The 14,228-nt window shown below is 35.3% G+C and carries 14 protein-coding genes, 1 pseudogene, 1 riboswitch and 1 other annotated feature; of the genes and pseudogenes, 12 read left to right on the top strand and 3 right to left on the bottom strand.

Annotated features, from left to right (window positions below):
* Positions 1–234: 234 nt before the first annotated feature.
* A pseudogene (locus ACUN28_RS03530) lies at positions 235–510 on the bottom strand (isochorismatase family protein); the annotation flags it as partial.
* Positions 511–962: 452 nt separating this feature from the next.
* Here ACUN28_RS03530 and ACUN28_RS03535 point away from each other — a divergent pair.
* The 7 genes from ACUN28_RS03535 (at position 963) to ACUN28_RS03565 (ending at position 6,906) form a co-directional block, all read left to right on the top strand.
* On the top strand, positions 963–1,919 hold the full coding sequence (locus tag ACUN28_RS03535; RefSeq protein ID WP_016085618.1) for a nuclease-related domain-containing protein: 957 nt from the start codon (positions 963–965) through the stop codon (positions 1,917–1,919).
* Positions 1,920–1,968: 49 nt separating this feature from the next.
* Positions 1,969–2,373 carry a phosphate-starvation-inducible protein PsiE gene (gene psiE, locus ACUN28_RS03540; RefSeq protein ID WP_016085619.1) on the top strand — a complete coding sequence of 135 codons (405 nt, stop codon included), beginning with the start codon at positions 1,969–1,971 and terminating at the stop codon, positions 2,371–2,373.
* Between the two features lie 140 nt (positions 2,374–2,513).
* Positions 2,514–3,029 (top strand): spermidine N1-acetyltransferase, encoded by a 516-nt coding sequence (speG, locus tag ACUN28_RS03545; protein WP_016085620.1) that lies wholly within the window; start codon positions 2,514–2,516, stop codon positions 3,027–3,029.
* Between the two features lie 436 nt (positions 3,030–3,465).
* The gene (locus ACUN28_RS03550) at positions 3,466–5,013 is read left to right on the top strand and encodes an ABC-F family ATP-binding cassette domain-containing protein (protein ID WP_016085621.1); all 1,548 of its coding nucleotides are present in this window, start codon (positions 3,466–3,468) and stop codon (positions 5,011–5,013) included.
* A 5-nt stretch (positions 5,014–5,018) separates the two neighbouring features.
* Complete coding sequence (locus ACUN28_RS03555) at positions 5,019–6,212, top strand: MFS transporter (protein ID WP_016136932.1); 1,194 nt, start codon at positions 5,019–5,021, stop codon at positions 6,210–6,212.
* Between the two features lie 175 nt (positions 6,213–6,387).
* Positions 6,388–6,600, top strand: coding sequence for a DUF3955 domain-containing protein (locus ACUN28_RS03560; protein WP_016136931.1), 213 nt, complete (start codon positions 6,388–6,390; stop codon positions 6,598–6,600).
* 63 nt (positions 6,601–6,663) lie between these two features.
* Entirely contained in the window at positions 6,664–6,906 is a 243-nt protein-coding gene (locus tag ACUN28_RS03565; protein WP_000980972.1) for a DUF3947 family protein, read from the top strand.
* 32 nt (positions 6,907–6,938) lie between these two features.
* On the opposite strand, the gene crcB (ACUN28_RS03570) is transcribed toward ACUN28_RS03565, so the two are convergent.
* Together crcB (ACUN28_RS03570) and crcB (ACUN28_RS03575) are read right to left on the bottom strand one after the other, a co-directional pair.
* Positions 6,939–7,295: a fluoride efflux transporter CrcB gene (crcB, locus tag ACUN28_RS03570; RefSeq protein ID WP_016135988.1), complete on the bottom strand. Its 357-nt coding sequence runs from the start codon at positions 7,293–7,295 to the stop codon at positions 6,939–6,941.
* The gene (gene crcB, locus ACUN28_RS03575) at positions 7,292–7,696 is read right to left on the bottom strand and encodes a fluoride efflux transporter CrcB (protein WP_016135987.1); all 405 of its coding nucleotides are present in this window, start codon (positions 7,694–7,696) and stop codon (positions 7,292–7,294) included. Before crcB (ACUN28_RS03575) ends, crcB (ACUN28_RS03570) begins: the two co-directional genes overlap by 4 nt.
* Before the next feature lie 54 nt (positions 7,697–7,750).
* A riboswitch (Fluoride riboswitch) is annotated at positions 7,751–7,810 on the bottom strand.
* Positions 7,811–8,027: 217 nt separating this feature from the next.
* Between crcB (ACUN28_RS03575) and ACUN28_RS03580 the strand changes: the two genes are divergently transcribed.
* From ACUN28_RS03580 to tyrS, 5 genes are all read left to right on the top strand, one after another.
* The gene (locus tag ACUN28_RS03580; RefSeq protein ID WP_016085626.1) at positions 8,028–9,086 is read left to right on the top strand and encodes an endonuclease/exonuclease/phosphatase family protein; all 1,059 of its coding nucleotides are present in this window, start codon (positions 8,028–8,030) and stop codon (positions 9,084–9,086) included.
* 27 nt (positions 9,087–9,113) lie between these two features.
* Positions 9,114–10,616, top strand: coding sequence for a DUF4077 domain-containing protein (locus ACUN28_RS03585; RefSeq protein WP_016136930.1), 1,503 nt, complete (start codon positions 9,114–9,116; stop codon positions 10,614–10,616).
* 211 nt (positions 10,617–10,827) lie between these two features.
* Positions 10,828–11,223 carry an SET domain-containing protein gene (locus ACUN28_RS03590; protein ID WP_000573647.1) on the top strand — a complete coding sequence of 132 codons (396 nt, stop codon included), beginning with the start codon at positions 10,828–10,830 and terminating at the stop codon, positions 11,221–11,223.
* 389 nt (positions 11,224–11,612) lie between these two features.
* Positions 11,613–12,530 carry a UDP-N-acetylmuramate dehydrogenase gene (gene murB / locus ACUN28_RS03595; RefSeq protein WP_016085628.1) on the top strand — a complete coding sequence of 306 codons (918 nt, stop codon included), beginning with the start codon at positions 11,613–11,615 and terminating at the stop codon, positions 12,528–12,530.
* Between the two features lie 105 nt (positions 12,531–12,635).
* Positions 12,636–12,851 (top strand) — a binding site (T-box leader).
* Between the two features lie 51 nt (positions 12,852–12,902).
* Positions 12,903–14,165, top strand: a complete 1,263-nt coding sequence (tyrS, locus tag ACUN28_RS03600) for a tyrosine--tRNA ligase (RefSeq protein ID WP_016085629.1) — start codon at positions 12,903–12,905, stop codon at positions 14,163–14,165.
* The last annotated feature ends 63 nt before the right edge of the window (positions 14,166–14,228 follow it).

The following is a 14,228-nucleotide window of genomic DNA, read 5'->3' on the forward strand; positions in this document are numbered from 1 at the left end:
CAGTAAGACCCCCACCTCAAAATTCAGCGAAAGCAAAGAAGTTAGGTGGGGGATGAACAAAACCCCCACTGATTAATAATGTAATTCCTCATATAGTTAATCGGCGTCGATTTACTTCTTCACGTAAAATGGATTGAAATGAAATTCCTATTACTTGGACAAGTGTTGCTAAAAGTGCGGCAATTGAAGGAATAAAACTTTAAAAAGTTTATGCTCTTTTGTTTACGGCCAACTTAAAAAACTGTTAGGGTGATGTTTTTGTATGACTCTTTCGTTAGCAATCGGTTGTACATCATCATGAATTTGAACACCTACTGTTTCAGGTAAGAAGAAAGTAGCTCCTTCATTGTTCGCAATATGTTGTACATGAATGACTGTTTTATGTTTTTCACGAAATACTTTCAATACTTCCTTGGCTTTTTGTACGGCTTTTTCAGGTTGATATAATTCCATATTGCCGCCTTCAAAGTAATCATTTTGTATGTCTACTAATAGTAACGCTTCGTTCATCTTTATTCCCCCATACTTATTGATTCAGTACGTTATTTGTACTGTACCGTTATTATATAAATTGCAACTATGTGGAAGTAATAACGTCGTGAAACGATTTTCGCGTATATAGTTTCATTGTGTAAAAATTGGTATAAGTACAGATGAATTTTGTGGAATTCACGGCAAACGTATAGGTAGAGTGACATTGTAGGATAAAAACCATAACTTTGCTGGAGGTGCGGGGTTATGGTTTTTTGTTATGAGGAAATGCGATTTTAAGTTTTTGCTGATGGTGTTTTTTTAGGATATGCTGTGGGTGATTGGAGTGAGGTAGTGTAGAATATTGTCGACTAATCGATATATTGAAAAAATCGTTGATATATTGTGAGTTGTGATAGATATATTGGAAAAATCGTTGATATATTGCGAGTTATGATTGATATATTTGTAAAGGGGTGTTTGAGGTGATTGTGAAAGAACGAAAAATGCCGATTTATATAAGACAGTTAGAAGCACTTCTTAGAAGGTTACCTGTACATCATCCGAAACGAAATTTAATTGGAGAAAACTTGGCAAAACACATGGCGGGGTATAAAGGGGAGCAAGCGATTGATTATCCACTTAGTTTTATTTCTGAGAAAGAGTATAGTATTTTACATGATGTTCGCTTATCTAATCATGATCAATACTTTCAAATTGATACTATTATCCTTTCCACAAAATTTCTTCTTTTTCTTGAGATAAAAAATATAGCAGGTACATTACTGTTTGATGCAAAGTTCAATCAACTTATCCGAATAACAGAAGGAAATTCAGAGGGATTCCCAGATCCGGTTTTACAAATAAAAAGGCAAGAAATACAACTTAAGAAATGGTTAAGCTTACATGGATTTTCTTCTAGTTGTCCAATTGAGTCCCTCGTTGTTATTAGCTCGCCTCGTACCATTATAAAATCTTCAGATGACAATCTTCTTCATACAATTATTCACAGTGCAAATTTACCTCATAAAATAAAGTGGTTTGAAAGTAAATATAAGAGAAAAGTTATAGATAATGTAGATAGGCTCATTCATCAAATAATAATGGAGCATTCTCCACTTCAACAAAATATACTTGAGCAATATAAAATAGAAAAAGAGGAGTTGCTAAATGGAGTACAATGTGAGAAATGCTTAGTTATTCCAATGGTTAAAGTGAAGAAAGGCTGGCGTTGTACAAGTTGTAAAGATTTTTCAAAAGTGGCACATGAGGATGCTATACGAGATTATGCATTGCTCATTAGTACGACATGTACGAACGGTAATTTGAAAGAGTTTCTACATGTTTCATCGGGTATGATTGTAAACAGAATTCTCCACACACTAAATCTTCCCTACACCGGCAACAACAAAGGACGAACCTATGATTTAACACACCTCCAATCATAATTTTGCTATAATAAATACGTACTTATACGAAGGGGAGTTTAATGTGAAAATGAAATCATTTAATATCGATCATTTTATCGCGAGTGTTTTACAGTGGATATTAAATATAGCTCTAATTATATTGTCCATTGTCTTATCGATCTTTTTAATTAACGAGACAATCACATTTATTCAATACATATTTTCAGCGAAGAAGTATACGTCCTATAAATTAGTTGAAAGCATCATTGTCTACTTCTTATACTTTGAGTTTATCGCATTAATTATTAAGTATTTCAAATCGAATTATCATTTCCCGTTACGTTATTTTATTTATATTGGAATTACGGCATTAATTCGATTAATTATCGTATCTCATGAGAAACCGATGGAGACGTTATTATATGCGGGATCCATTCTTGTTTTAGTTATTGCTTTATACATATCGAATATGAGAGATTTGAGAAAAGAGTAGTAGTGCAGGCGTAGCTTGCACTACTTTTTATGTCTTGACCTTCAAGTTACTTGAAAGTTTACAATGAAAATAGGGCGTTTGAAATTGAAAAAAATTGAGAAATTAAGTGAAGAGGTTTCTTTTACTTGGAGGTTATAGCAATGAGTCAGGAATTGAAGTTACGTCCTTTAGAACGGGAAGATTTAAAGTTTGTACATGAACTTAATAATAATGCACATATTATGTCGTATTGGTTTGAAGAGCCGTATGAAGCTTTTGTAGAACTGCAGGATTTATATGATAAACATATCCATGATCAAAGTGAACGCCGTTTTATCCTGGAGAAAGATAATGAGATGGTTGGATTAGTCGAGTTAGTGGAAATCGATTATATTCATCGAAGAACTGAATTCCAAATTATTATTGATCCGAATTATCAAGGACATGGTTATGCAGCGGAAGCGACGCGTTTAGCGATGGATTACGCTTTTTCTGTATTAAATATGCATAAACTTTATTTAGTGGTGGATAAGGAAAATGAAAAAGCAGTACATGTTTATAAAAAAGTTGGATTTATGGTAGAAGGTGAACTTCTCGACGAGTTTTTCGTGGATGGTAACTATCATAATGCGATAAGAATGTGCATGTTTCAGAAGGAATATTTTGAAAGCAAGTAGTTGAATGATTTGGAAGTAATGTTGACGCTTCGTAAAACTGTATGCTAAAATCCCTTTTAAGTATTAAGGAAGGTGCAGAACATGCTTTATATAAAATTTGTAAAACTCATTAGAAAACTTTGCTCCGCACAAATGTATACGGTGAAGCGTTGTACGGAGCTTAATCAAGGGGCATAAATCCCCTATATTCATCGGCTGAATAACTTTTCGAAAAAAGTATAGTTTACCTATGCTTGTTTCGTTATGGTTTTTCAGCTGATGTATAAAATAGATTAAGGGCCATAGACAATGCTTTGTCTATGGCCCTTTGTGTATATTATTCCAATGAGCTTTTACTGTAAATTGGAGTAGTATGGGAAAAACCACGAAGCAGAGGGCTAGTGTCGAATGACGCTATCTCTCTGCTTTTTTTAATTTCAGGAAAAGAGGAATAAAAATGAGTTTACTTAAAGTTGAAAATTTATCACATAGTTTTATAGATAAAGCATTATACGAAAATGCTTCTTTTGATTTGCATAAAGGAGAACATATGGGGATTGTTGGGCAGAATGGTGCAGGAAAAAGCACATTAATGAAAATATTGGTGGGGGAAATTATTTCTGACAAGGGGAGCATTAAGTGGCAACCTAATATTCAAATTGGACATCTTGATCAATATGCAGAAATTGATGGGAGCTATACCATTGCACAATATGTAAAGCGAGCCTTTTATGATTTGTTTGAAATGGAAAAGAGGATGAATACGTTATATGAAGAAAGTGCGATGACTGGAGATGAGAATCAACTATTGAAAGCAGCTGAAATACAAGAGCAGCTTGAGGCTCGCGATTTTTATTCGGTAGACAGCGTAATAAATAAGGTGGCAGCCGGTTTAGGTATTGACGCTATTGGGATGGATTGTGTTATTGGTGAATTAAGCGGAGGACAACGGGCAAAGGTGATTTTAGCAAAGCTTTTATTAGAAGAGCCTAATATTTTATTACTAGATGAACCGACAAACTTTCTTGATAAAGAGCATGTTGAATGGCTTGCTAATTATTTAATGAATTTTGAAGGGGCGTTTATTGTAGTATCACATGATTTTGATTTTCTAGAAAAAGTAACTTCTTGCATATGTGATGTAGAGTTTGGAACGGTGAAGAAGTATTACGGCAAATACTCAGATTTTGTAAGACAAAAGGAGCATTTACGAAAAGATTATATTCGCCAATATGATGCACAGCAAAAGAAAATTGAAAAAACGGAAGAGTATATTCGTAGAAACATTGCTGGAGTGAATTCCAAAATAGCACAAGGACGTAGAAAGCAGTTGCAGCGTATGGAAAGAATTGCGCCGCCAAGTTTTACTCATAAACCGTCTATTCATTTTCAGGAACTTCCTATTTCTGTTCAGACAGTTCTTGAAGTAAATAACCTTGAAGTTGGTTACGATTTTGCTCTCTTACCAAAATTGAATTTTTCAGTAATGGGTGGGCAAAAATTTGTTATTACAGGGTTCAATGGAGTAGGGAAATCTACTTTATTAAAAACAATCATGGGTATTATTTCTAGTATTTCTGGAGAATTTCATTTTTCAGAGCAAATAAAGATGGGATATTATGAGCAAGATTTAAATTGGAGTAATGATTCTTTAACGCCGCTTCAAATTATTTCGGAACGATTTCCAAAACTGAATACGAAGGAAATACGTCATCATTTAGCTGCATGTGGTGTGAGGGATACTCATGTTTCACAAGAAATTCGTACGTTGAGTGGTGGTGAACAATCAAAGGTTAAATTATGCGGATTATTATTATTACCTTGTAATTTCTTAATCTTAGATGAACCGACAAATCACCTAGATGCAGAAGCGAAGGAAGCTTTGCAAAAGGCGTTAATACAGTTTAAGGGGAGCGTTATACTCGTATCTCACGAAGCAAGTTTTTATCTTGATTGGGCAGATAGTATTTTTAATATAGAGACAGGATTAGTTAAGGGGGTGTGAAACATATGAGTAGAAATGATTGGAAAAAGAAAATTATTATATTTTTGACCGCTCAAACGATTTCGTTGTTCGGTTCCTCTCTCGTGCAATACGCGATTATATGGTATATCACCTTAACAACATCGTCAGGGTTAATGTTGACCATTTCAACCGTTTGTGGTTTCCTACCACAAATTGCGATATCTTTGTTTGCAGGTGTTTGGATTGATCGTTATGACCGTAAAAAGATGATTATGTTATCGGACGGGGTTATAGCAATTGCTACGTTAGTTTTAGCAGGTTTATTTTTAACAGGATATAAAAGTATTTGGTTACCTTTTATCGTACTACTTATTCGTTCAGCTGGGACAGGGGTACAAACGCCAGCTGTGAATGCGTTAATCCCACAAATCGTTCCGAAAGATCATCTTATGAAAGTAAATGGGATAAATAGCAGTATTACATCTTTAATTATGTTTCTTTCTCCAGCAGCAAGTGCTGCAATTCTTTCTATTGCTAGCATTGAAACGACATTTTTTATTGATGTTATTACGGCTATGATTGGAATTAGTATTATGTTTATTATTCAAGTGGAGAGACATGTGAATGCAGAGAGTAAGCAAAAATCTAATCTACAAGGCATAAAAGAAGGTTTTGCTTATTTAAAAGAAAATGTATGCATTAAAAGGCTACTCGTTTTATTAATCATTGTCATGATTTTAATAAGTCCAGCTGCCTTTTTAACCCCTTTAATGGTAACTCGTTCCTTCGGTGCAGAAATGTGGAGACTTACTGCTAGTGAGATGACTTTTAGTGCGGGGGCAGCAGCTGGTGGCGTATTAATTGCGGCATGGGGTGGTTTCCGTAATCGTATGCATACAACAGCGCTAGCTTGTGCGTTGTATGGACTGCTTATGATTGGACTAGGAATTGCACCCATATTTATTATGTATTTAGTATTTAATTTTTTAATTGGTATAACAATGCCGTGCTTCAATACACCAGTTACTGTGTTATTGCAGGAAAAAGTAGAACCTTCTATGCATGGGCGTATGTTTAGTGTTGTACAAATCGCTAATTCATGCGCGCTTCCTTTAGGAATGATCATATTTGGCCCATTGGCTGATATGTTTAGTGTAGAAATTTTGTTAATTTATGCTGGGATATTCGTGCTATTATGTGCGATTTATGTTGTAGTAAGTAAGAGATTTGAAGTGTAAATATTTATGTTTGAAAAGGTTTGTGAGGCAATTTAAGATGCCTTAACAAACCTTTTTTTGTTTTGGTCAATAATTATTTATCGTTTTGCAATAAATAATTATTGACCATTAATGTTATTTTGAGTAATATGATGTTAACTAATCAAAAGATTATACGAATAGAGGAGAATATAAGATGAAGAAAAAATACTTACTAGCTTCTAGTCCAATATTTTTAGGAGTGTTATGCATCATCATGTTTAATATAATTGGTTCTGAAGTGAAACCAGATGGAACTTTAGTGGAGCCATTTTTCTTAATTCCGTTAGCATATTTATTTACTTTTACTGGAATTATTTTGGTTGTGTGTGTGGCTCTTTTCTCGGCGCTTCGAAAAAAGACAGTATGATAAAACACTCACTATGAAATAGAAACATACTATATGCAAGAAAAATAATAAGTGAGCTGAATCATGATGAATCATTATTTTTATAGTGGTAGACAAGTGGGAGCAGCTATTACGCTGGCAGGAGCGCAAGGGACTATGCATGCTGTGTATCAGGCCATTCAAATGCAGCAGCAACAAGCACAAGTAGCGCAAATGATGCAAAGTCAGTATATGCCGTATGCGCAGCCGCCTATGCAAATTGTACATTACGATGTGCATCCAGCAGGTTTATTTTCCATTCCATATGGCGGGACATACTTCTTATGAAAGAAAGCGACTGATCAGAGTCGCTTTCTTTTTTATATTCCGCCTAGCTTCATTCCAAGGAATGCGAAGAGGAGACCAATTATGTAAGTAGCACTTAAATATAGAAATAGTATGCCAAAGTTTTTACGATTGAAGAGCTGAATGGACTCTAGCTTAAATGTTGAAAATGTAGTGAACGCTCCCATAAATCCAGTACCTAATAATAATTGCCAATTTGTAGTGACTCCGTTACCAATTATATATCCGAGTAAAAATGCTCCTGTTATATTAATGAGAAACGTAGCAATTGGAAATGAAGTTTTATTCCTTTTTTTAAACCAATTGCTAATTGCAAATCGTGTAATAGCACCGAAAAATCCTCCTGTTGCTACTAATAAAGCTTCTATCATAAGTGATCACCTTCCGTAAGATGTTTCTTAATTAAGAAATCACCTAGTGTAAAGCCAAGTCCAGACATAATGAGGCCACCAAGTATGCTGCATGATACATATAAGAAGGCTATGCTCCACTCAGAATGATTGATCAATTGAATAGTCTCTACACTAAATGTTGAAAACGTCGTAAAGGAACCAATGAATCCAGTCCCAATGCCTGTGATAATCTCTGACGGCAAGATGTTTCGCCGAGCTATATAGGTAGTTAGCCACGCTAATAAGAAGCAGCCGGCTAAGTTAATAAGTAATGTAGCTAATGGAAATGAATGATGCCAAAATGTATGAATAGTAAGTCCTAAATAATAACGAGAGAGGGCTCCTAATATACCGGCAATGCCAACGATAATATAAATCAATTTTCTCACCTCTTTAAATAGCTTGCTCAAAAAAATAGACTCCTACCAGTAGTTATACTGGTAGGAGTCATTAGCTAAGCAGCGTTTATGGCGAACTCCATCGCCTATAATTATTACATATAGTGTACTAAACATTGCGTTGGATTTCCAGTGAAGGAGTTGGGGCATTTTGTACTTTTGATGATTTAAGAGCAAGAATTATTACTTATAAACTAAATATAGTGATATAGGGTTTTCAATGTGATAAAATATTTCGTATGTCTGTCATTCAGTTTTAGTTAACTGAAAATAAAGATAATTAAGTTGGGTGTTTTAGAAAAGGGGCGTTTATTTGAAGAAATTATTAAAAATAGTACTTATATGTATTTTAGTAGGGGTGGGAGTTGTCGGTGGTTTTTTAGGGTATATGACACTTACTAAAGAACAGCCTGCTGATGTTGTAAGTTTGAAGGTGGAAAATAATAAAGAGCGCGTATTAGCGACAGGAAATGAATTTAAAGTTACAACATTTAATATTGGATATGGTGGATTAGATAAGGACCAAGACTTCTTTATGGACGGAGGAAAGGGTTCTGGTTCTAGTAGTAAAGAACAGACTGAAGTGAACTTAAAGAATATGCTTTCGTTTTTACAAAATGAGAATAGTGATTTTGCGTTATTACAAGAAGTTGATATAAAATCACTGCGATCTTTTGATGTGAATGGGCATGAATTTTTGAAAAAAGGATTACCTGATTATGCTTTGTCGTTCGGAAAGAACTATGACACAAAATGGGTCCCTGTACCAATTACAAGTCCAATGGGATATGCGGAGGCCGGGTTAAGTACGTTTTCTAAATATACGGTTCAAACAGCGAAGAGATTCCAGCTTCCTGGAATGGAACCTTGGCCAAAGCGTTTATTCGATTTAGATCGAGCGATTGTTGAACATACAATCCCTGTTAATAATGGAAAGTATGTTAGACTTGTAAACTTACATTTGTCTGCGTATGACGAAGGCGGGAAAATTAGAAAACAGCAAGTAGAGTATTTAAAAGAATATATGAACAAGCATTATAAAAATGGTGATTACGTAATAATGGGCGGAGATTGGAATCAATTGCTTTCTGACGTTCAATTAAGTGATCCGAAGTTTGTGAAAGAGCGTCCTGAGTGGTTAGTAGAGTTACCGAAGGACTTTACTGATGGAGGCTTTAAGTGGGCTGTAGATCCGTCTGTTATGACGGTGAGAGATGATGTGAAGAAGTATGTAGAAGGTGAAAACTTTGTCACGATTATTGATGGCTTTATCGTTTCACCAAATGTGGAAATTGTAAATGTACAAGGGAAAGATTTAAAGTTTGAAAATAGCGATCATAACCCAGTAAGTGCGGTATTTAAGCTGAAGTAATTAAGTGCAGAAGGTGGGGCTTCATATATGGAGTGGTTAAAGAGAACTTGTTTTTCTAACCTTGAGAAAGAATCACAGAAAAATCATTTATTACTGTTTATCACGATTTGTAGTTTCTTCCTTGGAATAATCGCGATTGGGTATTACGGATATATTTTTACGGAGAGAGCAATAGCGTTTTGGGTTTGTGGTATTTCTGTTGTTGTATTTGGAACGTTTTTTACTTTTATAAAAAGTATGGAATCAATGTATAAATACATCATGACATTTATGTTGCTTATGATGTCTTTCATTATGGTACAAGCTTTTAATGAAAGCCCAGCGGTATTTCAAATGGTCTACTTTACACTAGCAGTTTCACTTATTTATTTAAGTGAACGTCTCGTTATCATTCTCGGCGGAGTCGCGGTTGTTATCACATTTATTCTTTGTAGTTATTGGCCAGAGCAATTTTTTGCTTATACAGCGGCATCTGAAGCTGCAAACTTCGCGAGTTTGTTAGCGATCGTAACGATCGCAATGTGGGGCGTAACGAAGATTGGCTCTAATCTGTTAGCTCGTTTAAGTGATGAGAAGCAAGAAGTAATGAGGAAAGCTCAGGAGCTAGAAGAAACGCAAAGACTTATTGAGGAAACTGTGGTGAAACTAGATAGTAATTTCAATCATTTAAGACAAAATATGAATACATCGATGGAGTCGATGAGTGAAATTAATTTCGCTTTTGAAGAGGTGGCAGTTGGCACGCAATCACAATCAGAGATGATGCATCGTTCGGTAGAAGTATTGAATGATATGGAGGGGAATATTGAACAAATCATTTCTCAAGTAAGAAATGCATCGATTCGTGTGGATGAAAGTTTAGAGATTTCAAAGGGTAGTGTACATACTTTACGAGATTTTGAAGCGAATATGAGAAGTTTAAATGATGTTGTTTCACAATCAGGAATTATATTTAGAGATTTAATGATGCAATCGAAGCAAATTAATGAAATTGTAGATGTAATAACGAATATTTCCAGTCAGACGAGTTTGCTAGCTTTAAATGCAAATATTGAAGCGGCAAGAGCAGGCGAGCATGGAAAAGGATTTGCTATTGTAGCGAATGAAGTATTAAAGCTTGCCGAAGAATCGAATCATTCTGCGGGGAGAATTCAAGGGATTTTGAAGGAGTTTAGTAATCAAGCGAGTAAGGTAGAAGTGCAAGTAGAAAAATCAGAAAGAGTACAAGAAGAATGTAACGAAATGCTAGCAAGCGTTTTAACAAACGTAACGGATTTAGGGAAGTTTATTGATACAATTAATGATGTAATGAGAGAGATTGTTGATCATCAAGAAAATTTTCAAGTTAAAACGACGAATATCGTAAAGGATGTTACACATGCTTCTAACGTAATCCAGCAAACTTCTGCGGCTACGGAAGAAGTGTTAGCGAGTGTGGAAGAAGAAAAACATCGAAATGATACATCAGTGAAGACGTTACATACTGTTAGCGAGCAAGTGAAGTTGCTAGAAGATATTTTAGAAAAGTAATATCGGTTGAAAAGGGCACATCATGTGTGCTCTTTTTCATTTAAACGAATACTTGATAGGAATTTAATTGCTTTTCTGCGCGTTTTCTGCCAAGCTTAAGGAGATAAAGTGAGACTTTAATTAGTGGGGCTATACGCTACTAATTATTAGTTGAACCCCGCAAATAGCGGAATTAAAATACTTCAAAGAAAGAATTATATAGGTGACGCATATGATCGAAGTTAAGACTTCTGAACTTAGTGATGGAGAATTTAATAGAGGTGTATTTGCAACTCGTGATATTAAAAAAGGTGAGTTGATACACGCAGCACCAGTTATCTCTTATCCGAATGAACAGCATGAACACATTGAGAAAACGTTACTTGCTGATTACGCATTTGAGTATGGGATCAATCATACGGCAATCCTTTTAGGATACGGTATGTTATTTAATCATTCATATAAACCAAATGCAACGTATGATATTGTCTTCGAGAACCATACGTTTAACTTCTTCGCTTATAAGGATATAAAAGCGGGAGAAGAAATCTTAATCAATTATAATGGTGAAGTTGATAATGACGAGCTGTTATGGTTTGATAAAGAAAAAGAAGAGAACGAAAAGTAATTTACAATAAGTAATAAAAGGGATGCTTTTACATAGGTAAAAGCATCTTTTTTATTGATGAAAATAAAGTAAAGATTACAAAAAAATACCACTTTATTTTCGTGTGGTATAGTAAGATACTGAAGGATAGTGTTTTGAAAAAGTAATATATTTTACAAATTGTTGTCTTTCTGATGACATGTCAGGTTTAGTAGCCCATTTGGGTTGCTTTATTATGCAATATATATTTTAATATGAGTGGCACCTCTTATAAATTAAGAGGTTTATAGGTGTCTCGAATTGATTTTGGGTACACTGTATCCACCACTTTAGGTTCATTTCATGTACGTGGGGATATTATGGGCCCGTATAACGGGATAAAAAGAATATAGAAATAGAGGAATCGTAAAATGAATATGCAAGAGGTTTATAAATATTTAAGTACGGTATTGCCTGAAGGTCATGTTAAACAAGATGAAATGTTAAAGAATCATACGCATATTAAAGTTGGCGGAAAAGCAGATGTATTTGTTGCGCCTACGAATTATGATGAAATTCAAGAAGTTATCAAATATGCTAACGAATATAATATTCCAGTTACGTTTTTAGGAAATGGATCGAATGTCATCATTAAAGACGGTGGAATTCGCGGAATTACAGTAAGTTTAATTCACATTACAGGTGTGACTGTAACAGGAACGACGATTGTAGCACAGTGTGGTGCAGCAATTATTGACGTATCACGTATTGCATTAGATCATAATTTAACGGGTCTTGAGTTTGCTTGTGGTATTCCAGGTTCAGTTGGCGGAGCATTATATATGAATGCTGGTGCTTACGGGGGGGAAGTATCGTTTGTATTAACAGAAGCTGTTGTAATGACAGGTGATGGAGAGCTACGTACTTTGACGAAAGAAGCATTTGAATTTGGATATCGAAAGAGTGTATTTGCAAACAACCATTACATTATTCTTGAAGCGAGATTTGAACTTGAAGAAGGTGTACGTGAAGAAATTAAAGAAAAAATGGATGATTTAACGTTTAAACGTGAGTCAAAACAACCTCTAGAATATCCTTCATGTGGTAGTGTATTTAAGCGCCCACCGAATAACTTTGCTGGTAAATTGATTCAAGAATCAGGACTACAAGGTAAGCGAATTGGTGGAGTGGAAGTTTCTCTAAAACACGCTGGATTTATGGTGAATGTTGATAACGGAACAGCACAAGATTACATTGATTTAATTCACTTTGTACAAAAGACCGTTGAAGAGAAATTTGGCGTGAAGTTAGAGCGAGAAGTAAGGATTATTGGGGAAGATCTACAGTAATCTTTGAATTAAAAGTGTATAAAAGTATGAATTATTTTGAAATAATATTTGGGTATTGTTGACAATTTGTTTTCAATTCAATATAATGGCTAATAATTTAACAAATAACATACGTTGAAAGAGCCCAGTAGCAGTTTGTCACTGTTAACGAGAGAGCTAGGGGTTGCTGGAACCTAGCACAAACAAACTTGCGAATTACACTCTGGAGTATCTTAGGTAATGCTAAGCGGATTGGCAATCGATATTATTGCTAAGAGTGGTATGAGTAGCTATGCTATTTATACAAACTGGGTGGTAACACGGTGAATCATCGTCCCTATGTCATAGACATAGGGACTTTTTGTTTTCAAAAAATAGAGGGGATGACAAAAGATGAATATTATTGATGAATTAGAATGGCGCGGCGCCATTAATCAACAGACGGACGAAGAAGGTTTACGTAAGCTAGTAGATGAGAAAAAGATTTCACTATACTGCGGAGTGGATCCGACTGGTGATAGTATGCATATCGGACATTTGATTCCGTTTATGATGATGAAGAGATTCCAGTTAGCTGGCCATCATCCTGTTATTTTAATTGGCGGGGCAACAGGAACAATTGGTGATCCGAGTGGACGACAATCAGAGCGTCAACTTCAAACGTTAGAAGTGGTTCAGCATAATGTAGATGCGTTAACAGCGCAAATGAAAAAGCTATTTGATTTTGGCGGAAATAGCGAAGTGAAGATGGTAAATAACTACGACTGGACACATGAAATAAACATTATTGAGTTTTTACGTGATTACGGGAAAAACTTTAGCATTAATAGCATGTTAGCGAAGGACATTGTAGCAAGTCGTTTAGATACAGGGATTTCTTTCACGGAATTTACGTACCAAATTTTGCAAGCGATGGATTTCCATCATTTATACACGAAAGAAGATGTGCAACTGCAAATTGGTGGTAGTGACCAATGGGGAAATATTACGAGTGGATTAGATTTAATTCGTAAGTTAGAAGGGCACGAAGCGAAAGTGTTCGGATTAACGATTCCGTTATTATTAAAATCAGATGGTACGAAGTTCGGTAAATCAGCAGGTGGTGCGGTTTGGCTTGATTCTGAAAAAACAACACCGTTTGAATTTTACCAGTTCTGGGTGAATACAGATGACCGTGATGTCGTTAAATACTTGAAATACTTTACGTTCTTAACGAAGGAGCGCATTGATGAATTGGCAGCGAAGGTAGAAACAGAGCCTCATAAGCGTGAAGCACAAAAAGTATTAGCAGAAGAAATGACGAAATTCGTTCATGGAGAAGAAGCATTATTGCAAGCGGTGAAAATTACAGCAGCGTTGTTTAGCGGAGATATTAAATCGTTAACAGCCGATGAAATTGAACAAGGCTTTAAAGAGATGCCAACATTCGAGTCTTCAAAAGAAACGAAAAACATCGTAGAATGGCTAGTTGATTTAGGAATTGAACCATCTAGACGACAAGCACGCGAAGACATTAATAATGGTGCGATTTCTATGAATGGTGAAAAAGTAACAGATGTGGGTACGGATGTAACTGTAGAAAATTCATTTGATGGACGATTTATTATTATCCGTAAAGGGAAGAAGAACTACAGCCTTGTGAAGTTAGGAGAATAGTTTGTGTGAAAGGATGGGAGTAGGAACAATACTTCCATCCTTTCGTATACATAATTTAGATGT

It is taken from the genome of Bacillus sp. WC2507, from assembly GCF_052656125.1.

Excerpts from the sequence above, each read along its gene's own strand:
- murB (WP_016085628.1), top strand. The coding sequence starts at position 11,613 with ATGAATATGCAAGAGGTTTATAAATATTTAAGTACGGTATTGCCTGAA.
- ACUN28_RS03560 (WP_016136931.1), top strand. The coding sequence starts at position 6,388 with ATGAAGAAAAAATACTTACTAGCTTCTAGTCCAATATTTTTAGGAGTG.
- ACUN28_RS03590 (WP_000573647.1), top strand. The coding sequence starts at position 10,828 with ATGATCGAAGTTAAGACTTCTGAACTTAGTGATGGAGAATTTAATAGA.
- ACUN28_RS03585 (WP_016136930.1), top strand. The coding sequence starts at position 9,114 with ATGGAGTGGTTAAAGAGAACTTGTTTTTCTAACCTTGAGAAAGAATCA.
- psiE (WP_016085619.1), top strand. The coding sequence starts at position 1,969 with ATGAAATCATTTAATATCGATCATTTTATCGCGAGTGTTTTACAGTGG.
- crcB (WP_016135988.1), bottom strand. The coding sequence starts at position 7,295 with ATGATAGAAGCTTTATTAGTAGCAACAGGAGGATTTTTCGGTGCTATT.
- tyrS (WP_016085629.1), top strand. The coding sequence starts at position 12,903 with ATGAATATTATTGATGAATTAGAATGGCGCGGCGCCATTAATCAACAG.
- ACUN28_RS03565 (WP_000980972.1), top strand. The coding sequence starts at position 6,664 with ATGATGAATCATTATTTTTATAGTGGTAGACAAGTGGGAGCAGCTATT.
- ACUN28_RS03555 (WP_016136932.1), top strand. The coding sequence starts at position 5,019 with ATGAGTAGAAATGATTGGAAAAAGAAAATTATTATATTTTTGACCGCT.
- ACUN28_RS03550 (WP_016085621.1), top strand. The coding sequence starts at position 3,466 with ATGAGTTTACTTAAAGTTGAAAATTTATCACATAGTTTTATAGATAAA.
- speG (WP_016085620.1), top strand. The coding sequence starts at position 2,514 with ATGAGTCAGGAATTGAAGTTACGTCCTTTAGAACGGGAAGATTTAAAG.